Annotated in this window: 23 protein-coding genes; 12 read left to right on the forward strand and 11 right to left on the reverse strand. The window is 57.0% G+C overall.

Going from position 1 to position 26,326, the window contains the following annotated elements:
• Nucleotides 1–12: 12 nt before the first annotated feature.
• The 4 genes from QPL94_RS16605 to QPL94_RS16620 all read right to left on the reverse strand — a co-directional run bounded on the left by QPL94_RS16605 (nucleotide 13) and on the right by QPL94_RS16620 (nucleotide 4,084).
• Nucleotides 13–807 (reverse strand): substrate-binding periplasmic protein, encoded by a 795-nt coding sequence (locus QPL94_RS16605; RefSeq protein WP_285358911.1) that lies wholly within the window; start codon nucleotides 805–807, stop codon nucleotides 13–15.
• A 188-nt stretch (nucleotides 808–995) separates the two neighbouring features.
• Complete coding sequence (locus QPL94_RS16610) at nucleotides 996–2,183, reverse strand: iron-containing alcohol dehydrogenase (protein WP_285358913.1); 1,188 nt, start codon at nucleotides 2,181–2,183, stop codon at nucleotides 996–998.
• The gene (locus tag QPL94_RS16615; protein ID WP_285358914.1) at nucleotides 2,183–2,728 is read right to left on the reverse strand and encodes a hypothetical protein; all 546 of its coding nucleotides are present in this window, start codon (nucleotides 2,726–2,728) and stop codon (nucleotides 2,183–2,185) included. The genes QPL94_RS16610 and QPL94_RS16615 overlap by 1 nt, the downstream gene beginning before the upstream one ends.
• Before the next feature lie 75 nt (nucleotides 2,729–2,803).
• Nucleotides 2,804–4,084, reverse strand: a complete 1,281-nt coding sequence (locus QPL94_RS16620; RefSeq protein ID WP_285358915.1) for a M48 family metalloprotease — start codon at nucleotides 4,082–4,084, stop codon at nucleotides 2,804–2,806.
• Between the two features lie 194 nt (nucleotides 4,085–4,278).
• Between QPL94_RS16620 and QPL94_RS16625 the strand changes: the two genes are divergently transcribed.
• From QPL94_RS16625 to QPL94_RS16655, 7 genes are all read left to right on the forward strand, one after another.
• A complete protein-coding gene (locus QPL94_RS16625) occupies nucleotides 4,279–4,749 on the forward strand; it encodes a PaaI family thioesterase (RefSeq protein ID WP_285358916.1) in 471 nt (156 codons plus the stop codon).
• The gene (locus QPL94_RS16630; protein WP_285359334.1) at nucleotides 4,746–5,180 is read left to right on the forward strand and encodes a PaaI family thioesterase; all 435 of its coding nucleotides are present in this window, start codon (nucleotides 4,746–4,748) and stop codon (nucleotides 5,178–5,180) included. The genes QPL94_RS16625 and QPL94_RS16630 overlap by 4 nt, the downstream gene beginning before the upstream one ends.
• Before the next feature lie 227 nt (nucleotides 5,181–5,407).
• Complete coding sequence (gene htpG, locus QPL94_RS16635; RefSeq protein ID WP_285358917.1) at nucleotides 5,408–7,300, forward strand: molecular chaperone HtpG; 1,893 nt, start codon at nucleotides 5,408–5,410, stop codon at nucleotides 7,298–7,300.
• Nucleotides 7,301–7,428: 128 nt separating this feature from the next.
• A complete protein-coding gene (locus tag QPL94_RS16640; RefSeq protein WP_285358918.1) occupies nucleotides 7,429–7,647 on the forward strand; it encodes a DUF2835 domain-containing protein in 219 nt (72 codons plus the stop codon).
• A gap of 231 nt (nucleotides 7,648–7,878) precedes the next feature.
• Nucleotides 7,879–10,050 carry a catalase/peroxidase HPI gene (gene katG, locus QPL94_RS16645; protein ID WP_285358919.1) on the forward strand — a complete coding sequence of 724 codons (2,172 nt, stop codon included), beginning with the start codon at nucleotides 7,879–7,881 and terminating at the stop codon, nucleotides 10,048–10,050.
• A 133-nt stretch (nucleotides 10,051–10,183) separates the two neighbouring features.
• Nucleotides 10,184–11,155: a tRNA dihydrouridine synthase gene (locus QPL94_RS16650; protein ID WP_285358920.1), complete on the forward strand. Its 972-nt coding sequence runs from the start codon at nucleotides 10,184–10,186 to the stop codon at nucleotides 11,153–11,155.
• A 108-nt stretch (nucleotides 11,156–11,263) separates the two neighbouring features.
• Nucleotides 11,264–12,253, forward strand: coding sequence for an MBL fold metallo-hydrolase (locus QPL94_RS16655; RefSeq protein ID WP_285358921.1), 990 nt, complete (start codon nucleotides 11,264–11,266; stop codon nucleotides 12,251–12,253).
• 22 nt (nucleotides 12,254–12,275) lie between these two features.
• On the opposite strand, the gene QPL94_RS16660 is transcribed toward QPL94_RS16655, so the two are convergent.
• A complete protein-coding gene (locus tag QPL94_RS16660) occupies nucleotides 12,276–13,292 on the reverse strand; it encodes a class I fructose-bisphosphate aldolase (protein ID WP_285358922.1) in 1,017 nt (338 codons plus the stop codon).
• A gap of 163 nt (nucleotides 13,293–13,455) precedes the next feature.
• On the opposite strand from QPL94_RS16660, the gene QPL94_RS16665 reads away from it, so the two are divergent.
• Nucleotides 13,456–15,516: a DUF8754 domain-containing protein gene (locus QPL94_RS16665; RefSeq protein ID WP_285358923.1), complete on the forward strand. Its 2,061-nt coding sequence runs from the start codon at nucleotides 13,456–13,458 to the stop codon at nucleotides 15,514–15,516.
• Nucleotides 15,517–15,565: 49 nt separating this feature from the next.
• Nucleotides 15,566–16,630: an endonuclease/exonuclease/phosphatase family protein gene (locus tag QPL94_RS16670; protein WP_285358924.1), complete on the forward strand. Its 1,065-nt coding sequence runs from the start codon at nucleotides 15,566–15,568 to the stop codon at nucleotides 16,628–16,630.
• 25 nt (nucleotides 16,631–16,655) lie between these two features.
• Here QPL94_RS16670 and QPL94_RS16675 read toward each other — a convergent pair whose 3' ends face one another.
• The 4 genes from QPL94_RS16675 to QPL94_RS16690 form a co-directional block, all read right to left on the reverse strand.
• A complete protein-coding gene (locus tag QPL94_RS16675; RefSeq protein ID WP_350310652.1) occupies nucleotides 16,656–18,266 on the reverse strand; it encodes a glutamate synthase-related protein in 1,611 nt (536 codons plus the stop codon).
• A gap of 34 nt (nucleotides 18,267–18,300) precedes the next feature.
• Nucleotides 18,301–19,266 carry a zinc-binding metallopeptidase family protein gene (locus QPL94_RS16680; protein WP_137434151.1) on the reverse strand — a complete coding sequence of 322 codons (966 nt, stop codon included), beginning with the start codon at nucleotides 19,264–19,266 and terminating at the stop codon, nucleotides 18,301–18,303.
• Between the two features lie 64 nt (nucleotides 19,267–19,330).
• A complete protein-coding gene (locus QPL94_RS16685) occupies nucleotides 19,331–20,623 on the reverse strand; it encodes a cation:proton antiporter (protein ID WP_285358925.1) in 1,293 nt (430 codons plus the stop codon).
• Nucleotides 20,624–20,794: 171 nt separating this feature from the next.
• Nucleotides 20,795–21,322, reverse strand: coding sequence for a DUF4399 domain-containing protein (locus tag QPL94_RS16690; protein ID WP_285358926.1), 528 nt, complete (start codon nucleotides 21,320–21,322; stop codon nucleotides 20,795–20,797).
• A 335-nt stretch (nucleotides 21,323–21,657) separates the two neighbouring features.
• Between QPL94_RS16690 and QPL94_RS16695 the strand changes: the two genes are divergently transcribed.
• Together QPL94_RS16695 and QPL94_RS16700 are read left to right on the forward strand one after the other, a co-directional pair.
• The gene (locus QPL94_RS16695; protein WP_285358927.1) at nucleotides 21,658–22,629 is read left to right on the forward strand and encodes an alpha/beta fold hydrolase; all 972 of its coding nucleotides are present in this window, start codon (nucleotides 21,658–21,660) and stop codon (nucleotides 22,627–22,629) included.
• Nucleotides 22,630–22,779: 150 nt separating this feature from the next.
• Complete coding sequence (locus QPL94_RS16700; RefSeq protein WP_285358928.1) at nucleotides 22,780–24,156, forward strand: FAD-binding oxidoreductase; 1,377 nt, start codon at nucleotides 22,780–22,782, stop codon at nucleotides 24,154–24,156.
• A gap of 210 nt (nucleotides 24,157–24,366) precedes the next feature.
• On the opposite strand, the gene QPL94_RS16705 is transcribed toward QPL94_RS16700, so the two are convergent.
• Nucleotides 24,367–24,849, reverse strand: coding sequence for an Lrp/AsnC family transcriptional regulator (locus QPL94_RS16705; RefSeq protein ID WP_285358929.1), 483 nt, complete (start codon nucleotides 24,847–24,849; stop codon nucleotides 24,367–24,369).
• A gap of 134 nt (nucleotides 24,850–24,983) precedes the next feature.
• Here QPL94_RS16705 and QPL94_RS16710 point away from each other — a divergent pair, with 134 nt between their 5' ends.
• Nucleotides 24,984–25,610, forward strand: coding sequence for a LysE family translocator (locus QPL94_RS16710; protein WP_502881556.1), 627 nt, complete (start codon nucleotides 24,984–24,986; stop codon nucleotides 25,608–25,610).
• An 11-nt stretch (nucleotides 25,611–25,621) separates the two neighbouring features.
• On the opposite strand, the gene QPL94_RS16715 is transcribed toward QPL94_RS16710, so the two are convergent.
• Nucleotides 25,622–26,311, reverse strand: coding sequence for an aspartate/glutamate racemase family protein (locus QPL94_RS16715; RefSeq protein ID WP_285358930.1), 690 nt, complete (start codon nucleotides 26,309–26,311; stop codon nucleotides 25,622–25,624).
• Between the last annotated feature and the right edge of the window lie 15 nt (nucleotides 26,312–26,326).

A 26,326-nucleotide genomic window follows, 5' to 3' on the forward strand; every position in this document is an offset into this window, starting at 1 on the left:
CGCAGCGAGGAGTTAACGGTAGTTGGCGAGGATGTCTTCCAGCTCGCCGTTAGCCCTCATGGCTTCGAGCTCACGGTTAAAGGCTTCGGCGAAGCTCGCCCAGTCTTTTCTGAGCATCAACCGGAAGCCGAACACACTGAGTTGGGTTGATGTGGTGCGGAACTCGCTCTGCAAGTTTTCGTTACGCAGGATCCATTTGCCAAGCAGCCGGTCTGCCACTGCCGCATCCATGTCTTCCCCGTGGAGCACATAGCTGAACATATCCTTGTCACGGGAGACGTCAAAACGCTTGATCCTGCCTGATTCGAAATGGGGCTCCAGCGCCGGGTAGTGGTATCCGAGATGGGTCACCAGTGTGCGTGAAAACAGGTCTTCAGGCACCTCAAATTTCAGGTCGGAGTCCTTGGGCACAAACAGCACTTCTTCAATATCCACTACGGGGTCGGTAAAGGCGTATTTTTCGGGGTTGTCCGTCCATTCCTTTGCACGAGTCGTAGCGTCGATATAGCCCTCGGAGAGCATCTGGTCCACGCGCTTGCGGGGGATTTCCTCGGGAATGACCTGGTAGTCCAGCCGGTCCGCAATCACGGTGACCACGTCCCACATGATGCCGGACTGTTTTCCATCCACGTTAATCAGATAGGGCGGGTAGCCATTGGGGGAGACATTAAACCGGAGAACCCGCTGAGTACCCGCTGAGGTTGCATCCTCGGTAGCGAATGCAGTGGTTACTGACAGGGATGAAAAGGCCAATGTCAGTGAGGCGATCACGACCGGCAGGCGACGGCTGGATGATGCGTTGCGCATAGATGCGAGGCTCTGAATTCATCGAAAGAATTAACCCGGCTACATCCTTGCCAGCGAGTGAGAATTGTCACTTTTTCCTGTGCTGATTTCAATGATTTGACTGGAATGTTTTCAGGGCAAAGCGTTGCTTTAACCAGAGTTGACATAACCCGGACACCCCGGCTACCAGGGTGCCCGGTGCTGTCAGTTCAGGCCCAGGCTCGTTTCAGAACTGCCCGGGCGTCTTCCAGCGTTACTTCTTTCGGGTTGAACATCATGGAACCGTCATCCATGGCCAGCTCGGCGATGGTGTCCAGCTGATGCTCTTCCACACTGCCCGCTTCCTTGAGGGTGCGCGGTAGCTTGCAACGCTTGAACAGCTCATCCCGCAGCTTGCGAAGGGCGGAAATGCTGGCCTCAGCGCGGCGGCTGGCTGGTGTGGCGGCATAGACTTCCGGTCCTTCAAGGTAGAGCAGGAGTTCGCCCAGCGGCGCCCGAATCGTCTCCAGGTTGTATTCCAGCACGTACGGCAGGTACAGGCTCATGCAAAGCCCGTGGGGCAGGTGACAGATGGCACCGGTGGCATGCCCGAGGGCATGAACCAGGCCCACCATGGAGTTGGAGAAGGCAATGCCGGCCATGGTGGAGGCCTGTGCCAGCTCCAGCCGGTTGTCGCTGTCCTTCGGGTTGTCCATGACCTTCAGCAGAGAGGTGCTGATTTTCTTGATAGCGGCCGTTGCATAGGCATCACTGAGCGGGTTTTTCGCCATACAGGTGAACGCTTCCGTGGCATGGGTCATGGCGTCCATGGCGGTGGCGGCAGTGATATGCGGCGGCAATGTCAGGGTCATTCTCGGGTCGATAACCGCAGCGTTGGGCAGCAGGAACGACGACGTGAATGGCAGCTTTACGGACTTGGCCGTGTCAGTAATCACCGCAACGGAGGTGACTTCAGAGCCGGTGCCGGCCGTGGTTGGCACCACCAGGAACGGCTTCAGCGGGTGCTTGATGATGCCCGCGCCACTGTACTCGGCAATGTTATCGCCACCTTCCGACACCAGGATGTTCACCGCCTTGGTGGTATCAATGGCAGAACCACCGCCCACCGCAATGAGGGAATCGCACTTTTCGCGGCGGTAGATGCCGGCAATGTCTTTCACCACGCCGGTGGAGGAGTCCGGCGGAACATCATCGTAAATACTGATGATTTCCAGGCCGCTTTCTTCGCAGGCCGCAATCACGGGGTCAAGAAGTCCGGCGGCGCGAACGCCCTTGTCGGTAATAATCATCGGCCGCTTGGCGCCCAGGCCGGTCAACTCATAGGGGATATGCTCCAGCGCGGCTTTACCGGCGATTACCTTAACCGGGCAGAAAAATTCATAGTATTGGTTGGTCATTATGCTCTCACCGTGTCGACAAAATTGGAGGCTACCTTGAGGTAAATACGAGCCGCACTGAGTAGTTTCTCGGGCAAGTGCAGATTCGAGGGGTATTCCTTTACCGCCCGTTCTGCCACCAGCTTGGGCAGAATGAAGGTCTCAAGCCGGTTCAGAATCCGGGTCATGCGGATGGCATAGCTGATATCGCCGTCCACCAGCATGCGGTCGTTGGCAAAGGCAACGGAAGTTTTTTCCTGGAATGACAGCACCAGGAAGGCATGGGCAATGTGCTTGAACTGGATGGACAGGTCTATTGGCCGGGGCGCCGAGTCGCCATGGTAGTGGAAACGGCCGTCACCGAGGTGTTCCACAATAAGGCGGGAGCCGTTCGGCATCACCATCATCTCAAACAGGAAGCCCTCGGGCAGGGCCCGGGCTTCCTTCTGTACGGCAGCATCAATTTCGCTGACGGCCTGAAGCGCACGCCCCATGACCTGGAACATGAGCTCTACATAAAGCCGGCGGGCCTGAAAGACCATCGGCTGGATACGTTTCGCGAGCATGGCAATCGTCCGATTGTTGAGTGATTACCTCAATTTTTAGAGTTATTGCTCTAAAAGTCAATGCGGACGATGACATCAGTTCTGCGTCAGTTGGGCCAGCTTCTGTTTCGCCTCCTGGGCAACCTGTCCCTCAGCCTTGGCCGCGGTGCTGTAATACTGGATAGCATCGTCCCGACGATTCTGTTGGACAGCAATATCACCCAGGCGCAGAAAGGCAATGGAGGTAGGCACGGTTTCATTGGCCTTGTTCAGCCGCTCTTTCGCCTTGTCCAGTTTGTTTAGCTCAAGGGCGTTGAGGCCACTGTGAAGCTGGTAGGTGAACATCTCAGGGTAGAGGGAAGTGGCCTTGTCGAAGTCGGCCTCGGCTTTTTTCTCATTATCCTGGGCCTTGTAGATGCGTCCGCGCAGAGAATAAAAGGCCGCTTCCTCAGGCTCGATTCTGATGGCTTCGTTTACCTTGGCGAGTGCCTGATCAAGCTTGTCGTCGCTGGCCAGCTTCAGGGCTTCATCGTGTGCGTCGTAGGCAGGTTGGAGGTCACGCAGAAACGACAGTTTTTTCTGGTATTCGTCCTTTCCCCGGTACCCACCAGCGCCGATCTTGTTGACCAGTTCCTGGTTCTCATTCACGCGCTTTTGTGACGGTGGGTGGGTGGCAAACATGCCCTCAATAAAGCCGGGATTGCGTCCCTCGGAAAGCCGGACAAAGATTTCCTGCAGCTCCACGGCGGCCTGGGGGTCGTAGCCGGCTTCTTTCATGTAGCGAATACCATAGTGGTCCGACTCAAGCTCATCGCCCTGGCTGTACTGGGCCAACGCGAGCTGGGCACCCATGGCCGCGCCACCCATGATCAGCCCGGCCCATTCGTTATCCGAAACCGCGAAGCCCAGTCCCGCAACGCCTAAACTGATAAGCGTGCTTTGTTGCATGCGCTGGACACTGTGGCGTGCTGCGGCATGGACAATCTCATGGCCCAGAATGGAGGCAAGTTGAGCCTCGTCCTCCAGTTCTGTCAGCAGCCCCCGGTTGATGGCAATCTTGCCACCGGGAAGCGCCCAGGCGTTGGGAACACTGCTGTTCAGTACCACAAATTCGTAGGGGAGATCGGGCCGATCACTGACTTTTGCCAGCTTTTGGCCAACTTCACTGACGTACTGGTTCAGGTCCGGGTCCAGGTAGAACTGGCCGCCCTGGGTCTGCTGGGTTGGTTTGTATTGCTCGCTGCCAATGGAAAGCTCCTGGCTTTCAGGGATCAGCGAAAGCTGCTTCTCTCCTGTGACGGGATTGACGGTACACCCGGAAAGAAAGGCGAGCACAATAATAACGGTGAGGTATCGTAATCCAGTGTGGATATTCACGGGCAGAACTCCTTGGTCAATGTCCCTGGGCGACTCTGCCGGTTGGCCGGGCCGCCTTTTTGTGCAGATTTGTTATGTTTATACCATAACCCTGATGTGTGGAGGCTTTCATGACTTTACGTTAGTATTGCCGGTCATTTTTATCGAGCATTTCATGCGCACTATCCCCGAGCCTATCTGACGAGCCAGACTTTATGAACGATGCCATGAGGATGGACCGGGTTCGCCGTTTTATAGGAACCCTGAACCAGGCCCGCGAACTGGGCCTGACCGTAACATCGGCAAAAAAAGGGCAGTTGACCCTGTGCCTGCCATACAGCGACCTGATTATCGGTAACCCGGATACCGGCGTCATTCACGGCGGCGCCATCACCACGTTGATGGATACGGCCTCGGGCTCAGCGACCATGTGCGCCCTGGATGACTTCGAGCTTTGTCCTACACTGGATCTGCGAGTTGATTACATGCGCCCCGCCGTACCCCATAAGCCTGTTTTCGCGCGCGCAGAGACCTACAAAGTGACCCGCAATATCATCTTTACCCGCTGCGAGGCTTTCCATGAAACGGGCGAGACCATCGCCAACTGCGTCGGCACCTTCATGCGGATCGGCAAGGAAGCAATGCCAAAGTCTTTTCGTGACCTGATCGACGGAGAAAAGGAATAATGAACCCTGAAATTCTTCGTTACACCCAGGAAACCGGTGATTTTTCCCGCATGCTGGAAAGCATCCCCTACGCCCGGTTCATTGGCCTGGAATGCGACCGCTTCGGCGACGACCTGATTTTTCGGTTGCCGAAAAAAGAAGAGAACCTGGGCAACCCCATTTTGCCGGCCATTCACGGCGGGGTGATCGGTGGCTTCATGGAGCTGTCCGCCGTCATCTACCTGATGATGTCCCAGGAAACCCTGCGCATGCCGCGAATCGTGGACTTTTCCCTGGATTACCTGCGCGCGGGCCTGAACCGGGAAACCTTTGCCGAATGCCAGCTGACCCGCCAGGGCAATCGCGTGGCCAACGTGATGATCACCGCCTGGCAGAAATCCCGCTCCCAGCCCATCGCCACAGCCCGGGCGCACTTCCTGTTGGAAGACTGAATTCATCTGATCGGGGTTGAAATACCCCGGATGAACCCCATTTCCGAACTCAGCATACTTAAGCATTGGTGCAGGCGAGCAGTTGAGGGTGGGTTTACGAAACACGCCTCAAGACGTCCCTGTGCGGCTCGGGCTCCGCCATCCATGGCTCCGCACGGTTTCGTAAACCCACCCTCAACTGCTCGCACCGCTCCTCCGAACCTAAACAGCAGGAGACAAAACAAGCCATGACGGTTGAATCGCAAAAAGAGACACTGGGTTTTCAGACCGAAGTTAAGCAACTGCTTAACCTGATGATCCATTCCTTGTACTCAAACAAGGAAATCTTCCTTCGTGAGCTGATTTCAAACGCGTCGGATGCAGAAGACAAGCTGCGTTTTGCTGCGTTGAAAGACGACAGCCTTTTCGAGAACGATCCCGAGCTGAAAATCCGCCTGGACTATGACGCTGAAAAGAACACCGTCACCCTGTCCGATAACGGCATCGGCATGACCCGCGATGACGTGGTGCAGAATCTGGGTACCATTGCCCGGTCCGGTACCGCGGAATTCCTGCAGCAGCTTTCCGGTGACGAGAAGAAAGACAGCAAGCTGATTGGTCAGTTCGGTGTGGGTTTCTATTCGTCCTTTATTGTAGCGGATGCGGTGGAAGTCTTTACCCGTCGCGCCGGCGCGCCTGTGGAAGAAGGTGTGCACTGGGAATCCAAAGGCGATGGTGAGTTCACTATCGAGAATGTGGATCTGAATGAGCGTGGCACCAAAATCGTTCTGCACCTGAAAGACGATGCCAAGGAATTTGCCGATGGCTTCCGCCTGCGTAACCTGGTGAAGAAGTACTCTGACCATATCTCGTTTCCGGTGGTCATGAAGTCCGAATCCGAAGAAGAAGGCGAGAAGGGCAAGTACGAGACCGTTAACGACGCCACGGCTCTGTGGACCCTGTCTCGCAGCGAGATCAAGGATGAAGAGTACAAGGAATTCTACAAGCACATTTCCCACGACTTTGAAGACCCGCTGACCTGGTCCCACAACAAGGTGGAAGGCAAGCTGGACTACACCAGCCTGCTGTACATACCCGGCCGTGCACCGTTCGATCTCTACAACCGTGAAGCGCCCCGTGGTCTGAAACTGTATGTGCAGCGTGTGTTCATCATGGACGACGCCGAGCAGTTCCTGCCGCTGTACCTGCGCTTCACCAAGGGCGTGATTGATTCCAACGATCTGTCGCTGAACGTCTCCCGTGAGATCCTGCAGAACGACAGCACTGTGGACAGCATCCGTACCGCGGTGACCAAGCGGGTTCTCGACATGCTCTCCAAGCTGGCGAAGAAGGAGCCGGAGCAATATCAGCAATTCTGGAATGAGTTCGGCACCGTACTGAAAGAAGGCCCAGCCGAAGATTTCAGCAACCGCGAGAAAATCGGTGCTCTGCTGCGGTTTGCCTCTACCCATACCGGCGAAGACACCCAGAATGTGTCGCTGGATGAGTACATCGCCCGTATGAAGGAAGGCCAGAGCAAGATCTACTACATCACCGCTGACAACTTCATGGCCGCCAAGAGCAGCCCGCACCTGGAAGTATTCCGCAAGAAAGGCGTTGAGGTGCTGATCCTCTCTGACCGGATTGACGAGTGGATGATGGGCTACCTCAACGAATACGACGGCAAACAGTTCCAGGACGTGGCCCGCGGCGAACTGGATCTCGGCGACGTGGAAACCGAGGAAGACAAGAAGCACCAGGAAGAGGCCACCAAGGAACACAAGGACCTGCTGGAGCGCATCAAGACGGCTCTGACCGACCGTGTCCAGGACGTGCGTGTCACCAATCGCCTGACCGATTCACCGGCCTGCCTGGTGGTTGGCGACTTTGACATGGGCGCCCAGATGAAGAAAATCATGGAAGCCGCCGGCCAGAAGGTGCCCGACAGCAAGCCGATTTTCGAAATCAACGTGGAGCACCCGCTGGTGCAACGCCTTGAGCGCGAGCAGGGCGAAGACCGCTTCCAGGAGCTGTCTGCCGTACTGCTCGACCAGGCGACACTGGCCAGCGGTGAGCAATTGCAGGACCCGGGGGCGTATGTGAGTCGCCTGAACCGGCTGTTGCTCGAACTGGCCAACTAAGGCTATATCACGTAGGTCGGATTACGTAGGTCGGATTAGCGAAGCGTAATCCGACAACCGAAACCCGAGTTGTACGCCAAATTTGTCGGATTACGACTTCGTCTAATCCGACCTACGATCAAGGTGTCATGCAGCAGATAATCGTGGACGTCGAAATCAGCCCCGACGAGTGGATTAAACTCTACCAGGGCACAGCCACCGACGTCCGCACCACGGCCCGGGACGGGCGCTCTGTCCGTTTCCCGGCCCGTATCCTTTCCCGTTTTTACCTCAAAGATGGCATTCGCGGCAGCTTCAGGATTCTTTTTGACGATGCCGGGAAGTTCACCTCCGTCGAAAGACTCTGATCTTTCACTTCGCCTCATCCATTAATAAAAACTTTTACGATTGTACTATTAATTAATTGTATTAAACGCCAGGTGCTGCGTTAGCGTGTTGTTGATACGTCGGATAAACCAATAGGAATTCGCTATCCGCGACATAACAAATACGCAAAGCAAAGCGTTTTTTATGTCCTATAGTTAGTGGAGCTTACTTAAAAGTAGTGTCGTTTTGCCAAACCGAATCAGGAGAGAAAAATGACAGAAAACAATAGCTCAGGCGGCAAGTGCCCGGTAATGCACGGGTCCAACACGCAGGAGAAATCCGATGTGGTTGCCTGGTGGCCGGAATCCCTGAACCTGGACATCCTGCATCAGCACGACCACAAGACAAATCCGATGGGTGAGGATTTCGACTATCGGGAAGAGGTCAAAAAGCTCGACTTTGAAGCGCTTGAAAAAGACATGCACGAGCTGATGACCAACAGCCAGGAATGGTGGCCTGCGGACTGGGGTCATTACGGCGGCCTGATGATCCGTCTGGCGTGGCACGCTGCTGGTACTTACCGGCTGGCCGATGGCCGTGGCGGCGCGGGTACTGGTAACCAGAGATTTGCACCACTGAACTCCTGGCCTGATAACGTAAACCTGGATAAAGCCCGGCGTTTGCTGTGGCCGCTCAAGAAAAAGTACGGCAACAAAGTAAGCTGGGCCGACTTGATCGTTCTGGCCGGCAACGTTGCTTATGAATCCTTTGGCCTGAAAACCTTTGGCTTTTCCTATGGCCGTGAGGACATCTGGCATCCGGAAACGGACATTTACTGGGGCGCTGAAAAAGAGTGGCTGGCGCCGTCTGATAGCCGGTATGAGGATGTCGAAAAGCCTGACACCATGGAAAACCCCCTCGCCGCTGTGCAAATGGGTCTGATTTATGTAAACCCTGAGGGTGTTAACGGTAAGTCGGATCCGCAGAAGACAGCAGAGCAGGTCCGTGTAACCTTTGCGCGTATGGCGATGAATGACGAAGAGACCGCTGCACTGACTGCAGGCGGCCACACGGTTGGTAAGACCCACGGCAACGGCGACGCTGAAACGCTTGGGGCCGAGCCGGAAGGTGCTGATCTACACGAACAGGGTCTTGGCTGGAGTAATGCGAACCTGAAGGGAAAGGCGACCAATGCCATTTCGTCAGGTCTCGAGGGTGCCTGGACCACCAACCCGACCAAATTCGATATGGGTTATTTCGACCTGCTGTTCGGCTATGAATGGGAGCTGAAAAAGAGCCCGGCTGGCGCGAACCAGTGGGAGCCGATCAACATCAAGGAAGAAGACAAGCCGGTTGATTCCACTGATCCGTCTGTTCGCCGCAATCCGATGATGACCGATGCGGATATGGCCATGAAGGTGGACCCGAAGTACCGTGCAATCTGTGAGAAATTCATGGCAGATCCGGACTACTTCAGGGACTGCTTCGCCCGTGCCTGGTTCAAGCTGACTCACCGGGATATGGGGCCCAAGTCCCGTTACATCGGCCCTGACGTACCCGCAGAAGACCTGATCTGGCAGGATCCGGTTCCTCAGGGTGAGACCAACTACATCGAGGAAATCGTTAAAGAGAAGATTGCCGAAGCCGGCCTGAGCCTTAACGAGCTGGTGACCACTGCCTGGGACAGTGCCCGTACCTTCCGCGGCTCTGACATGCGCGGCGGTGCCAACGGTGCGCGCATTCGTCTGGCCCCGCAGAAAGACTGGGAAGGCAACGAGCCGGATCGCCTGGCCAAAGTGCTGAGCGCCTACGAGAAAATCTCTGCCGACACCGGTGCTAGCGTGGCGGACGTTATTGTTCTGGGTGGCAACCTGGGCATTGAGATGGCTGCGAAAGCGGCGGGACATGACGTCCATGTGCCGTTCCTCAAGGGCCGTGGTGATGCAACGGATGAGATGACCGATGCCGAATCTTTCGATCCGATGGAACCGTTGGCTGATGGCTTCCGCAACTGGCAGAAGAAGGATTACGTGGTCAAGCCGGAAGAAATGCTTCTGGACCGCGCCCAGTTGATGGGCCTGACTGCGCCGGAAATGACCGTTCTGCTCGGTGGTATGCGGGTGCTGGGCACCAACCATGGTGGTACCCAGCATGGCGTGTTCACAGATCGTGTTGGCCAGTTGACCAATGATTTCTTCGTGAATCTGACAGACACGGCAAATAGTTGGGAACCGACTGGCAAGAACTCGTACAACATCGTGGATCGCAAGAACGGCAACACCAAGTTCACTGCGACCCGTGTTGATCTGGTGTTCGGTTCCAATTCGATCCTCCGTGCCTATGCGGAACTGTATGCACAGGACGACAGCGAAGAGAAGTTCGTGAAGGACTTCGTTGATGCCTGGACCAAGGTCATGAACGCCGATCGTTTCGACGTCAAATAAGACCTGCCAGCGAATGGGCACCCCGCTACGGGGTGCCCATCTATCAACTTCCCGCCAAATTCCTTACAATCCTCCCCGCCTGATTTTTGATCAGTCCTGATTTGAACAGACCTCTTTCCCCACTGGAGCACCCATGCGAATCATCCTCGCCCCGATGGAAGGGCTGGTCGACGCACCTATCCGTGAGACCCTGACGAAAGTCGGTGGCATTGACCGGTGCGTCACGGAATTCATTCGCGTGACCCACGGCATGCTGCCACCGAGGGTGTTCTACAAGTACGCTCCGGAACTTCACAACCAGTCGCTTACGGGTGTTGGTACGCCGGTGGCGGTTCAGCTACTGGGTTCAGATCCGCAACAGATGGCCCGCCATGGCGAAAAAGCCGCCGAGCTGGGCGCAACCCAGGTGGATATCAATTTCGGCTGCCCGGCAAAAACCGTGAACAAACACAAAGGCGGTTGCGTACTGATGCGCGAGCCGGAGTTGATGCACGAAATAGTGGCTGCTGTGCGCCAGGCGGTGCCCGCGAGTGTGCCGGTTACCGCAAAAATGCGCCTGGGGTACGACGACCGTTCCATGGGTGTCGCCTGTGCCCAGGCACTGGAAGCTGCCGGCGCCAGGGAGATCGTTATCCATGCCCGCAGCAAGGTCGATGGCTATAAACCGCCTGCTTATTGGGAAGACATTGCCAGAGCCCGGGAAGCGGTCAACACCCATATCATTGCCAATGGTGAGATCTGGACCGTGGCGGACTATTGGCGATGCCGGGAGGTATCAGGCTGTGACGATGTCATGATCGGCCGCGGCCTGATTGCACGGCCGGACCTGGCCCGTCAGATCAAGGCAAGCCAGCAGGGCGAGGCGGTAGCGGACATGACCTGGCCGGAAGCCGTGGTCCTGGTTGGTGAATACGCCACCGTTCTGCAGGGCTGGCTGGAAGACCGCTATGTAACCGGCCGTATCAAGCAATGGCTCAATTTCCTGCGCCAGGGCTTTGCCGAGGCTGAAGCTCTGTGGCCACAGGCCCGCCAGATCCGTCAGGTGGCGCCGATGATGGCCTGCCTCAGGCAGCCGGTACCGATTGCTGATTCCCGCGCCGCCTGAACGCCAATTCCCAACGTAAATCTTTCCCGCTGACTACACTGGTACCAACGGCGTTATCGTTCGTATCAGTGTGGTATCAACAATAAAAAGGTGGGGAGGACGAGTCACATGTCACAAGGAATTTTTCGCAACACACTGGCCGTCGCCGGGGCGTCTGCCTGTCTTTTGCTGGGCGCGGCCATGTCGGTCCACGCGGATGGGCAGGTGGTCAAAGTCACACCGCTTGGCAGCCACGATGGAGAGTTCTGCAGCCGTGACAGGGCGCTGGTGTTAGAAGACCCGAACGGCACCCGGATTCTCTACGATGCCGGTAGAACAGTTGCCGGGCCGGACGATCCCCGGTTGGGCAGGATCGATGTCATTCTGGTCTCCCATATGCACGGCGACCACGTGGGTGATCAGCGCATCAGTGAAACCAATCAGGGTAGCTGTGCCTCTCCGAACACCGGAGTGTCCACATTGCCGCAGTCCAATACCGTTGATATCGCGGTCAAAACGAACGCGAAAATTGTCACGGGCAGCGAAATGCCGGCGTTTTTTGCCGCAAAATTGAAGGCTGCCGGTGGTGACCCTGAAAACTCCATGCTGGTGCGCTTTGGTGGTGAGCGGGAAGTTGGTGGTGTGGCCGTAACCACCGTACCGGCGGTTCACAGTAACGGCGTTGCCCCCTCGTTTCTGACCGGCCCGCTGGCCGAACATCTGAAAGCGGCGGGCGTGGGCGCCAGCGTGGGACCGCCCACCGGCTATGTGCTGACGTTCTCCAACGGACTGGTGGTGTATCTGTCGGGTGACACCGGCATCACCGCCGAGCAGAAACTGGTGGTCAACGAACACTATGGCGCCGATCTGGTGGTGATGAATATCGGTGACACGTTCACCACCGGACCGAAAGAGGCTGCCTACGTGGTCAATGACCTTGTTCGTCCGAAGGCGGTCATCGCTTCACACGCCAACGAGGCAGCCACCGAAAACGGGGCAGTGCAGGAAGGCACACGTACCGAGCAGTTTATCGGCCTCGCTTCAATGCCCGTGCACATTCCCCTCAGTGGTAAAACCATGAGCTTTGACAGTAAAGCCCGTTGTACCGAAGGTTGCTGAGACAGAGGGCTGGCCCATGCGGTCAGTCCTCCAGATCCGCTGAATAGCGCCCAAGGGTCGCCAGGCTGTTGAGCCTGGCCCTTTTCACCAGGGCAGCCTGGGCAGCCTCCCGGTTCGAGGAAATGCCGGCCCAGGCCTTTTGTGCCGGCTCCTGTAACGCGCGGCCGTAGGAGAAACTGAGGTTCCAGGGCTGAGCGGAGCCACTGTTCATGGCATTGAGATTCAGGGTCGCTTCTTCCGGGGTCTGGCCACCAGACAGAAAGTTGATGCCTGGAACCGCTGCCGGAACGACTCGCCGGAAAACTCTCAGCGTATGCTCCGCCACTTCCTCCGGGCTTGCCTTTTTACCGGTGGCATTGCCTGGAGTGACCATGCTGGGTTTGAGGATCATGGTTTCCAGTTCAACCCGATGGCGTCGCAGGGCGTGGAAAACCTCGCTGATGACGGCTTCGTTCACATCGGCACTGCGCTCGATGGTGTGGCTGCCATCAATCAGCACTTCCGGTTCCACGATCGGCACTATTCCACAGGACTGGCAGATTGCTGCGTAGCGGGCCAGCACCTCGGCATTGGCCTCGATGGCGGTCCGGCTCGGGTTGATGTCGGTGATGTGATACACGTTACGCCACTTGGCGAACCGCGCACCCAGTTCCTTGTAGTGCTGCAGCCGCCCGGCCAATCCATCAAGCCCTTCGGTAATCTCGTCTCCGGGTGCATTCACCATCGGACCCTTGCCCTTGTCAACCTTGATGCCGGGAACCACACCCTGGCTGGCGGCTACCGAGGCCAGGGCAGTGCCATCATCCGCATGCTGTTCCAGGGTTTCCTCAAACAGGATGACGCCACTGACAAATTCGCCCAGACCCTCTGCGCCAAGAATCAGGCTGCGGTACTGTCGCCGGTTCTCTTCCGTGGACTCAACTCCGACAGCCTTGAAACGCTTGGCAATGGTGGGGTTGCTTTCGTCTGCCGCCAGAATGCCTCTGCCCGGCTGAACCAGGGCCTTGATTGTCGCATTGAGTTCGTCCTGAATGGTCATGGTGATCTCCTTTAAGTGCCTGATGAGTCAAAAATGGCTTTCAGCTGATTTTTAATTGTAGACGCAGAATCTCAGATCGAAATTTGATCTGGGATATAACAGTAACAGATGCAGTCATCTATTCTGGAGACTATAACAACCGTTAATTCTGGAAGGGATAATCATGAAAACCGTGGTGAGTGTCAGCCAGAGATCATCCGAGTTTGACTATGATTTTGAGACTGAATTTCTTGGGCAGTCTTTCCGCATCATCCGTGTCGGAACGGACGGCGACCTGTCACGGGCCGAGGCCGTTCTGGATTCCGTGAAAACAGAGGCGGACGCCATTGGCCTGAGCACGATCCATGACCAGTATCACGCCGGCCGCGAGACACTGGAGCATCCGGACATCACCCGTCTGAAGGCCAGCGTTCCGGACAAGCCGGTCACAACCGGCGCGAAATTGCGGGGTATTCTGCAGGAGTGGGCGGTTCGACACACCCAGTCCGAGCTTGGCCATTTCTTCGACAATGCCCGGGTGCTGTTCATGAACGGCCAGGCCGGCTATCGCGTTGCCAGGGCTCTGTCGGAGTACACAGACAACCTGTTGTTCGCAGACCCCTACACGGATTTCGGGGTGCCCAGGTTGCTGACGTCATTGGGCCAGCTTGAAACCTACACCGGACTAAGTGCCCCGATGATGTTCAAGCCGGCGACAGCAAGGGCGGCAGAGTTTATCCGGCATTTACCACTGTTCCGCCTCGGTGAAAAGCTGGTTGCCGGGTCGCTGCGTGAGGCGGTGAAAAGCGCCCACGTTATCGTTGCTGCGGTGGATGAACTGGGAGATTTCAGCCACGAGCAGCTGGATGGCAAAACGGTCATCACTTCCAGGGTGAATGACCAGACCCTGGACTGGATGCGCTCCCGGCGTGTGGCCATGGTGGTGGACTACAGCCCCTGGCTGAATGGCCGGCCGGTGGGCGTGAACGTCCTGGAAGCGATGATCAGCGCGGCACTGGCCCGCACTCCGGAACAAATGGGGCCGGATGATCTTCTGGAGGTTATTGAAACCCTGGGACTCAAACCGCGGATTCTCTACCCCGATGGGTACCGCCGGATTAACCGCTTCGCCTTCGTTATTCACCCCCTGTCGCAGCAGTACCTGACCAAAACACCGCCCCTGGACTGGATTGCCAGCGTTTCGCCGCCGGTTGTCATGAACATGGTGGAGAAGGCAGTGGCTTATACCCCGCCATTCATTTACTGCAAAGTCACCGGCGTGCAATCACCAACCGGGGACGAAGCCGAAGGCTGGCTGATTACCGTCGGTGGCACGCCACGGGAAATCATGGCTCATGGCCCGGAATTCACTTACAGCCGCCTGCTGGCCGCTGCCGGGCTGGCAAAAAAACTCGGTGCACAGATCATGGGCCTTGGCGCCTTTACCAAAGTGGTGGGAGACGCAGGCATTACTGTTGCCAAGCGTGCACCATTGCCGATTACAACGGGCAATAGCTACTCCGCGTCCGGGGCCCTGTGGGCGGCCCACGAGGCGGTGAAGAAAATAGGGCTGGTAGGCATAGGTCCCAGCGGCAAGATGGCGGGCAAAGCCATGGTAGTAGGCGCAACCGGCGCCATTGGTTCCGTCTGCGCACGTCTGCTGGCCAAGGCCGTGGATGAAATCTACCTGGCGGCGCCCGAACCGGCAAAACTCCTCGCCCTGAAAGAAACCATAGAGCGGGAGACGGAGGGCGCCATTGTTCATGTGGCGGGCGCTGCCGACCGCGACCTGGAAAGCATGGACATGATCGTGACAGCTACCTCCGGCGCCGGAAAGCGGGTGCTGGACATCATGCGGGTAAAACCTGGCTGCGTGATCACGGATGTTGCGCGGCCGCTGGACATCCCCCCGGAAGACGTTGCCAAACGGCCGGACGTCATGGTGATCGAGTCAGGCGAAATCGAGCTTCCCGGCCATGTGGCCATGAAAGACATCGGCTTGCCCAAAGGAATTGCCTACGCCTGCCTGGCCGAGACCATTGTGCTGACACTGGAAGGTCGGTTCGAGAACTTTACCCTGGGCCGCAACATCGAGTGGGAAAAAGTCAGGGAAATCTACCGGCTCGGTCTCAAGCACGGCATGAAGCTGGCGGCCATTTCTGGGGTAAATGGCGTATTCAGCGAAGAGGACTTTGAACGGGTCAGGGTGTTGGCAGAGCGGGAGAGATCCCGTGCACCCGCCTGATTTATTGTGTAGGTTGGCATAAAGGCAATAATGCCAAGGAGGCCTTCTGATGACCTATACACTGTTGGCTGTGGCGCTGGTGCTGCTGGCAGTCACTGTGCTCGGCAAAGTACGGCTTCATGACTGGTGGGTACGTGCCTGTGAGTTTCCGCGAGTACAGATAGTCACGTTGGCCGTGATCACTGCTGTTGCGGCTCTGCTGCTCGGGCAGGGCGAAAAGCAGATATGGGTTCTCTCACTGTGCGCCGTGGTATTGGTGCTGCAGTCATACCGGATATTGCCGTGGACAAGGTTCTGGCCCCTTCAGGTTCAGAATGCTGAGCCCGGAAACGAAGAACGCTGCGTTACCTTGATGGTGGCCAATGTGCTCACCACCAATCGCAACAGCGAAGGGCTGATCCGCCAGGTGCGGGATCAGCAGCCGGATGTGCTGCTGACTCTGGAATCAGACCAATGGTGGGGTGATCAGCTCGATGCTGCCTTTGGCGACTGGCATACGATTATTCGTATACCCATGGACAACCTTTACGGTATGCACCTCTATTCTCGTCTGGCTCTTGAAGAAGCAGAAGTGAAGTACCTGATTCAGGACGATATCCCCTCCATACATGGCTGGCTGAAGTTGCCCAGCGGCGATCGTATCCGTTTACATGCCCTCCACCCGCGCCCGCCCGCGCCCAGCGAAAGCGAGGAATCCCTGTGGCGTGATGCAGAACTTCTGCTGGTGGGGCAAGAGGTCGAAAAAGGAGGCTATCCTGCAATAGTCGCCGGTGATCTGAATGATGTTGCCTGGTCGAGAACCACGCGTTTGTTCTGTCACATCAGCGGTATGCTGGATCCGCGTCGCGGCCGGGGCACATTCAGTACCTTTCATGCGGAACGGTGGTACCTCCGTTGGCCGCTGGACCATGTCTTCATCACCGAGCACTTCACCCTCAAGGATATCCGCCGGCTCAAAGCATTCGGCTCTGATCACTTTCCCATACTGGTAACGCTGTGTTATCGCCCCTCGCGTAAGGACGAGCACGAGGTGCCCGAGGCCGACAGCGAAGAGGTACAGGAAGCCAGCGAAAATATCCGCGAAGGGAAGGAGCGGGAGCAGGGCGATCGCTGAATCGCCCTTTTCAAGCCTCGGCTCCTCAGGCGGAAGGGTCCATCAGCCCGGCATAGCGAACGCCGCTCAAAAGCGCCATTTCCCGATGCCAGGTTGCCAGGTCTTCCTTGTTGAACTTGCTGAGGCTGTCGTGGCCACAGGCTCGGGCCATTACCTTCATAAGAGAGACTGAGGCCTCAAGGAAGTTTTTAAGCTGATCAGACGACTTATCTACGTTGAGTCGTTGCCGCAAGTCCTTCCTTTGAGTTGCGATACCGGCAGGGCAGTTGTTGGTATTGCAGATTCGTGCCGCTACGCATCCGATTGACTGCATGGCACTGTTGGCTATGGCAACGCCGTCGGCTCCCAGTGCCATGGCCTTGACGAAATCAACAGGTACCCGCAAACCACCTGTCACAATCAGGGTAACCCGGCCACTGGCGCCGTGATCATCCAGGTAGCGCCGCGCGCGGGCCAGGGCGGGAATGGTGGGAACACTGATATGGTCCCGGAACATCTCGGGGGCAGCACCGGTTCCTCCGCCACGGCCATCCAGGATGATGTAATCGGCGCCGGCATCCAGGGCAAACTGTACATCCCGTTCAATGTGATTGGCGCTGAGCTTGAAACCCACCGGGATACCGCCGGTAATCTCCCGTACCCGGCTGGCGAATTGCCGGAAATCCTCCACCGACTGCAAGTCCTCAAAGGTGGGTGGGGAGACTGCATTTTCTCCCTCCCTGATACCTCGCACCTTCGAAATTCTGCCGGTGTTCTTGTTACCGGGCAGGTGTCCCCCGGTGCCTGTTTTTGCGCCCTGTCCGCCTTTGAAGTGAAATGCCTGAACCTGGTTCAGCAGCTTTTCGTCATAGCCGAATTTGGCGCTGGCCAGCTCGTAGAAGTAACGGGAATTCTCCTGCTGCTCTTCTGGCAGCATGCCACCCTCACCAGAGCAAATGCCCGTGCCGGCCATTTCGGCGCCACGTGCCAACGCTATTTTTGCCTCTTCAGACAGCGCGCCAAAGCTCATGTCAGAGACGAACAGAGGCATGCTCAGGGTTAACGGCTTTCTCGCTTCCGGGCCGATGACCAGCTCAGTGGCTACGTCTGCGTCTTCCATCAATGGCTTGCTGGCCAGCTGCGCCACCATGAGCTGGAGGTCATCCCAGTGGGGAAGGCTGTGGCGGGGCACCCCCATCGCTGTTGTGGGCCCGTGCGGCCCCATGTTGCTCAGGCCTTCGCGGGCAAGTTGGTGGATAAACGCGACGGTTGGTTCGTCCCGTGTTGCTTTCGCCTCTGGAGCGCTATCGGGTTCCTCTTCCTCACCATCCTCATCAGGGCCTTCCTTGCCCACCTGGTCCTTGTCGAACTGATTGTGGGTACCATCGCAGAAAGGGGCATCGCCGGTGTATTTGCATTGGCAAAGAACCGCGTCCTCATCCTTGTCCGCCACGAAACTTTTGGGTGTGAAGTCCGTATCGGCGTGGGAACCATCGCAGAAAGGTTGGTCACCGGAGCGCCCACACGTGCAGAACAGGTACTCCTCGCCTTTCTTCAGGGAGACCTTTTTGGGTTTATTGTCTGCGATTACGGGGTTGCTCATAGGGCCGACTCCTTGATTATTTAAAAGAGTTACGGTGGCGCCTGTGATGCGGATTGGCCCGCCGTGCTACTTGCCGGCTTCGATTCATTCAAAGCCCCTGGGCACCCCGGCGCAGCCAGTCATGGACAAAGGAAAGCTTGTGGCGTGCGAAATCCGAGAGCACGAAGGGATAAAGGTCCTCCAGGCCCATAGATCGGTTCACGTGATTCACACCCACCGCGATGGAAGCTGCGATGTGAATCAGCCGTTGGGCATCCGGTTCCGTATACGGATCCCAGTTGGTGCCCGGAACCTGTGGTGAGGTCAGGCCTCCGGCCACGAAGCTGTCGGTAAGGTCGGTCAGGTGAAGCAAGTGGGCAGTGGTCTCGGCCCAGTCCTCATGGGGGTGGGCAGAGGCATAGCTGGTCAGGTAGTAATGCTTCCAGTCCTGCGGCGGTCCATTCTCATAGTGATGCTGAAGCGCCCCGGGGTAGCTGATGCGCTCATCACCGAACATCGCCCGGAACGCATCCAGGAAGTCCTCTCGCAGGCTCAGGCGCCACCAAAGCATGTGGGCGATCTCATGGCGCATGTGGCCAATCATGGTGCGGTAGGGCTCTTCAAGGGCTTCCCGGCGGGTTGTTCGAAGCACCGGATCTGCCTCGGCCACACTGATCGTCACCACGCCCTGGGCATGGCCCATGGGTACAGGCGTGGGGCCTTCCGCGAGCATATGGAAAACGGGCCGTGCGCCAGGGTCTTCCGGACGGAACCAGTGCCAGCGGCCCAGGTTGTCGAGCGCCCAGCGTTTGGCTGCCTCGGTTTGCGCCCAGTTCGGCATGGCATTATGAATGGACGGATCCGGTGCCAGCGCCGTCATGGCACAGGAGCGGCAGAAGGCGCCTTGCTCGGGCGCAATCCAGTTACAGCCAATCACATCCCGATTGGCGCAAAAGGGCGGCATCGGCAGGAAGGCCCGCGCCTGCGGATCATAGGCGACGGGGGTTCCGTCCGCGGTGGTGAGATTATCAAACCAGAGGGAGCCGGAGCCGACGGGATTGGCGAAAACGCGCATAAATAAAGTCTTCCAGCTGAATGAACTTCGAGTATAGGAACCATCGGCCGCCAGTGTCCAATTCTCAGCTGGTCGATTTCCGCGCACGCCAGAAGCGGGATATCGCGGGCTTGACGCTCACGCCATGAACCACGATCGACAAGGCTACTACCACCAGGGTCAGGTGAATCAATTCCAGTGCGATCTCTTCTGGCAGTCCATGCTGGATGGCATACATCAGGTAGTAGAGTGAGCCAATGCCGCGTACCCCGAACCAGCCTGCAAGGTTACGCATACGCATGGGGGCATTGGTCCCGAGCAAGCCGATATGGACACTGATAGGCCGCGCGATAAAGAACAGGAAAGCGGCGAATCCTACGGCTCGCCAGCTCCAGGAGTCCCAGAAAAGCGAGCCACCAATCAATAACACCAACACGATCTCGGCCAATCTTTCGAGGTGTTCGTTGAATACCAGTGAGCTCTGATGCACATGGGCTATCGCCTGGGGTTCCTCGCCGGGCTGTGTTTCTCCGGAGGTCGGGTCGGCGTACCGTTGCATCAGGCCGGTCAGTTTCAACTCCGTATGCCGTAATGCCACTGCGGCACTGAAAACCGCCAGAAAGCCCCAGGCATTCACCAACAGGCTGGCGCCATAGGCGAATGCAATCAGCCCCAGGCCCAGAAAACTCTCAAGGAACTCGGACTGGGTAAACGTGGTTCGCAGTCTCTGCACCAGCCAGCCAACGGCGTAGCCAGCCAGGACGCCAATGCCAATCCCGGCACCGGTAGCCCAGGCCACATCAACCACCAGCCAGCGCAAACCGTCATCGCCGAGATCGTGGAGGCCCAGCAGGCCAAGCCCCAGCATGATAAAGGGAAAGGCGCTGCCGTCGTTGATACCGGCCTCGCAGGTCAGGGCAAACCGCAGCCGGTCCGGATCATCGGCGTGGCGAACCTGCACCTCCGTGGCAAGCACGGGGTCGGTCGGGGCCACCACAGCACCGAGCAGGACGGCGGCACCGAGGGGCAGCGCGAGCCAGTAATAACCAAAGAGCGCCACCAGGCCAACGGTCAGCGTCATTGAAACAACCGCCAGTTGCAGGGGATTGCGCCAGCGCTTGAAGGTGACCGGTGCGGGCATCTTCACTCCCGCACAGTACAGCGAAATCAGCACGGCGATTTCAGTCAGCAACTCAAGCAGCGCTGATTCTTCCAGCGGATTGAAATGGAACAGGCCAAAGCCCATGGGGCCGACCACAAAGCCGATGAAGAGATACACAATGGCTGAGGTGGCCGGTACGGTTTTGATGTAGGAAGCGGTGAAGCCCACTACCAATAGCAGCGAGCCAAGTAAGATAAACCAGGTAGCGGTGGTCATGGATAGCTCATCGCAGAACGTCGGTGCACCCCAAAACATGGGGATCAGGAGCCGCTCACGATGCGCTCTTCAATGGCTCATTACCAGACTGTGCGAATTAAATCGCAGTAAAGGCGCGATCGTTTCCCGACGACTCCGTACCCTCTGCACCGTTCGAGCCTGTTTCCAGGATCACTCTACGGTGATAGTGATCTTTTCCGACATAACCGGAGGCTCGTGCGGCACGTGCATGTGGTCCCCCAAGAGCAGTTGCAGGGTATGTTCACCGGGCTCCAGTTCCAGATCGGTACTGGTCTGGCCACCACCGAAGTGAACTACCTGTTCCGTAGAAGGCAGTGGCGCATCCATGGGCGGCAGCTCATCCAGATCGACCAGCAGGTGGTGGTGGCCGCTATTCTCATCGTCGGTACCCGCCTTGGCAACGTTCATACCTTCCAGCGCGAACTCTACAGTCACCGGACTGGTCACGGTAGCACCATCCTCCGGGCTCACTATGGTCACTTCGGCGTCTGCCGGCGCACTCGTGCGCTCACTGGACGTGGTTTCAGTGGCGCCTTCTGTTTCATTGGTGGTTTCATCCGTTGTCGCCTCGTTCTGCGACATGGGCTGCTCTTCCTCACTGCTATCGGAACATCCCTGCAGCAAAATACCGGTGGTCAATAAAACGCCGATCAGCGAGATCTTTAATGGTGCGTGCATGGCAAAATCCTCCTTGTGCCATTGATGGGGCGGGAAGAGCCGACCGAGCCATTGGCTGCGGCTGTCCCTGGTGCAGTTACACACTTTAAATTAACAAAAAGCAGACTATGAAAAACTGCACAGTATGGCGGCACGTTTGCGATGGACCGGGAGGGGCATCGGAGTAACTGTTGGGAGTAACTGTTGCCGGTGACGATGTGTTGAAAAGCAAACTAAATCTGGTCTACTTTCAGTGTATGAGGCAAAAGATCAATTTTTGTACAAGCAAGGATGGTGTCTGTATCGCCTACGCTACGGCAGGACGTGGCCCCCCGTTGATGCGTGTGGGTGGCTGGATGACACATGTTGAACATGACTGGGACAGCCCCATCTGGAAGCACTGGCTGAGGGAGTTGACGCGTGAGCACACCCTTGCGCGTTTTGACATGCGCGGTTCAGGCTTGTCGGATCACGGGGTGGCCGAGCAGGGGGTTGGGGTCTGGATTGAAGATCTGGAAGCTGTGGCCAATGCTCTGGGATGGCGGCGGTTTCCCCTGCTGGGTATCTGCCAGGGCGGACCTGTTGCAGCTGCCTACGCTGCCCGCCACCCGGAGCGTGTTAGCCGACTTGTACTTTATAACGCCTACGCCCATGGCGCTTACACCAGTGATATTCCCGAATTCAGAACGGAAGAGGCACGGGCTCTGGAAGGTATGATCAAAGTAGGGTGGGGGAAGCACCATGGCGCCTTTCGTGAGGTATTTGCTCGCCTGATGTCGCCCCCCGAGGCTCGTGACCAGGTTGCCTGGTGGTCTGAGCTGCAACGAATTACCACAGAGCCAGTAACCGCAGTCCGTCTCTGGCACGCCTTCCATGCTGTCGACGTCAGGGATCAGTTGGGAAAAATCCGGGCTCCTGCGCTGGTCGTTCATATAAAGGGTGACCAGATGGTCCCTTTTGAATTGGGCCGTGAACTCGCTGCCCACATTTCTGGTGCTCACTTTCTGCCACTTGAAGGCAAAAGTCATATTCTGCAGCCGGATGATCCTGGCTGGCCCACCTTTGTATCGGAATTTCGCAGATTCCTCACAAGCCAGGTGAGCGACCACCCTGAGCCACCCCCGGAATTCGAGTGCCTGACCCACCGTGAATGTGCTGTTTTGAACGAGGTGGCCCAGGGCTTATCGAATGATGCAATCGCGGAAAGATTGGCTATTGCCCCCAAAACGGCACGCAATCATGTCACTAATATCTGCAGTAAGCTGAATATTTCCACGCGTTCCCAACTGATTGTCAGGGCCCGGGAAGCGGGATTTGGCAGCCACTAGGACACTTGTCCCGTTTCAGACCATTTCATATTTCCATTTGGGACATTCGCCTCATGACGACGCATAGGGCCCCTGAGTACCGTATGCATTGAGGCCAACCACAGTTGGCCGGGTACTCCATACATTGTCGGTACCAGGGAGGCGATCACCATGGATACCGAAACCATTAATCAACTGAAACGCTCCTTCCGGGGAGATGTTCTGAACCCTGGAGATGCCGATTATGACCATGTGCGCGCCCTCTACAACGCCATGATCGATAAGCGTCCCAGGCTAATCGTCCGCTGTTGCGATACCGCAGACGTGGCTTTGGCCGTGGGTTTCGGGCGCGACCAGAACCTGCTTGTTGCAGTGCGGGGGTGCGGCCATAACGGCCCTGGGCTCGGCAGTTGCGACGATGGACTGCTGATTGATCTATCCCGAATGAAAGGAGTTTACGTAGACCCGGACAACGCCACCGTCAGGGCCCAGCCGGGGTGCACTCAGGGCGACCTGGATCACGCCACCCACGCTTATGGCCTGGCGGTACCGGCAGGCATTGTAAGCACCACCGGGATATCCGGACTGACCCTGGGTGGCGGGCATGGCTACCTGAGCCGGTTACATGGCCTGACCGTGGACAATCTGCTGGAAGCCGAAGTCGTGCTTGCCAACGGACGCATTCTCACAGCCAATATCAACCAGAATGAGGATTTGTTCTGGGCCATTCGCGGCGGTGGCGGGAACTTTGGCGTTGTGACCAGCTTTCTCTTCCAGGCGCACCCTGTGAAGGACGTTTATGCTGGCCCAATATTCTGGGATCTGGCCGATGCCCGCCAGATTATGGCCTGGTATCGCGATTTCCTGCCCAGGGCGCCGCGCGAAATGGGCATGTTCCTCGGTCTCAAGCGTGTGCCGAATGCAGAGCTCTTTCCTGAGGCTCTCTGGGGTCGGCCTATTGTTGCTCTCATGACCTGTTACAACGGCACCGAAGAAGAAGGTGTCGAAGCAATGCGACCGGTCTACGAGGCACTGCCCGAACCACTATTGGATGGGATGACTCAGATGCCGTTTCCCATCTGGCAGTCTGCCTTCGACCCCATCCTGCCTGAAGGACTGCAGTGGTATTGGAAGGGGGACTTCGTTAAAGAGTTGTCGGACGAGGCGATAGACGTCCACATCAAACATGCCTCAAAGGCGCCGGACGGGCTCTCACTGATGCACCTGTACCCGATCAATGGCGCGGTACACGACACGGATAGTAACGCCATGGCCTGGAGTTGTCGCGATGCGAACTGGTCCATGGTCATCGCCGGAATTGATGCCGAGCCCGAAAATGCGGCAACAGTAACCCAATGGGCGCGTGACTACTGGGAAGCAGTTCATCCATACAGTGCCAGTGGTGCCTACATCAACTTCATGATGGAAGAGGGTAACGAGCGAATACAGGCCACCTATGGGCCCAATTACCCGCGACTGGCGCAGATCAAGGCAAAGTACGATCCGGGAAACTTCTTCCGGGTAAACCAGAACATCCGGCCGGGTTGAGTTCAAAAACCGGTTAAAGCGGAGCCCCATGCGGTGACAGGGAAGACGCCCGGGCTCCGGATCAAATCCCTGGTCTGGCTGTAGGAACGGAGGAGGAACCATGTCAATTCCAATAGTCGTGCTACTGGCGTTTGCAGGCTGGACGCTGCTGTCGATGACCCTGACTGTGGGTGCTTATCGCTGGTACCGTCTGTATAAGCAGATCACTTCCTAGCCTGGCAGGTGTATCAGTGGCAGCGGTGTCTGTGGCTTAACGGTCTGAATCGCAAAGTTACTGCGAATATCCCGGATTCCCGGTAACTTGAGCAGCGTATTGGTCAGGAAGTTTTCATAGGCCCGCAGATCCGGAACTACCACCTGCAGCAGGAAATCAGATTCGCCCGAAACAAGGTGGGCCATAACGACTTCCGGTAAAACACTGACCGCTTCGCGAAAGGCCTCCGCTTCTTTCTCACGATGCCGCTCCACTTTGATACCTACGAATACGGTAAGCCCCAAACCCACTTTTTCCTGGTCCAGAACCGCGCTGTAACCCTTTATCACGCCAGATTCTTCAAGCAGGCGCACCCTGCGTGAGCAGGGGGAAGGGGATAAGCCTATGTCTGCGGCCAAGTCGATATTTGGCAGGCGGCCGTTTGCCTGCAGTGTCTCCAGAATCTTCCGGTCGAATCGGTCAAACTTGAAATTTGGCATGATTGGTCGGTCTAGTGAGTATTCGTGATTATAGGTGCCAACTTTAAACCATTTTGTGGCTTATAAAGCAACCCTTCGCCAAAGGGTCATGGGTATACTGGACGCATCGATTTCAACAACAGCGATGCGAATCTATGGATGGCCTTTTTCTGTTTACGATGGCCCTTGTCGCAATCTACCTTGTTCCAGGGCCAGACATGATTCTGGTTCTGGGCACGACCGTCAGCGAAGGTCCAAGGCGCGCCATTGCCACTGCAGTGGGTCTTGCGGTTGCCAGATCCATCCACGTATTGCTGGCGGCCGTAGGGCTTGCCGCACTTTTTGTTTCACAACCCTGGACATACCATACGGTTCGTTTGGTCGGTGCTGCCTACTTGCTCTACCTGGGCTGGCAGCTTCTGGGAAAAGCCAGCGTTTTGCCGGCAACCAATGACCTGGCAGCGGCCGGGATGGCAAAATCCGGGTACCTCGCTGCTTTCCGCCGGGGGCTCGCAACCAACCTGCTCAATCCGAAATCACTGATTTTTTGCTCAGTACTGCTCCCCCAATTCATCCGCCCGGAGCTTTCCGGAGTGGCGGGTCAGTTTGCCGTGCTGGCGGCGATTCTTGTGCTGACCGGGTTTGTATTTGATCTTGCCTATGCACTTATAGGGCGCGGGTTGTGGGCCATTACCGCTGAGAATGCCAGGTATCAGAAAGCTCAGAACAACATCTTTGCTTTGCTGATGATGAGCATTGGCCTGAAGGTCGCTTTTTCATAGCTCGACCAGTGTCAAACGAGTGCCTGCTCAACCGCCTGGGCGGCATGAATTTCCGTAGTGTCGTAAAGCGGAACAGAGGTATCTGCCTGGCGGATCAGTAGGCCGATTTCGGTGCACCCCAGAATAACCGCCTGTGCACCGCGCTCTGAAAGCGAGGCGACAATATCGAGATAGGCCTGACGGGAATCCGGGTTAATCTCGCCCTGGCACAACTCCTCGTAGATGACCCGGTGAACTGAATCCCGCTGGGCTTGATCCGGCGTGAGCACTGCAATGCCTGCTGCTTCCAGGCGCTCGCGGTAAAACGCCTGCTCCATGGTAAATCGAGTACCGAGCAGGCCCACGCGAGTGATGCGATCCTGCGCCAGCACTTGTGCTGTGGCATCGGCAATATGGAGAAGGGGCAGACGAACAGTCTGTTCAATTTCTGGCGCCACCTTGTGCATGGTGTTGGTGCCAATTACCAGAAAATCTGCGCCGGCTTTTTGCAATGACAGAGCCGCGTCGGACAGTATCCGGGCGGTCGCGGCCCAGTCGCCCCTGTGCTGAAGCGCTTCGATCTCGGCAAAATCGACACTGTAGAGCACCAGTTTTGCCGAGTGCAGCCCTCCCAGGCGGGCTTTCACACCCTCATTGATCAGGCGGTAATAGGTTTGAGTCGATTCCCAGCTCATGCCGCCGAGAAGGCCAATGGTTTTCATAACAACCTCCCTTTT

The sequence above is a fragment of the Marinobacter sp. SS13-12 genome (assembly GCF_030227115.1).
Lineage (GTDB): Bacteria > Pseudomonadota > Gammaproteobacteria > Pseudomonadales > Oleiphilaceae > Marinobacter.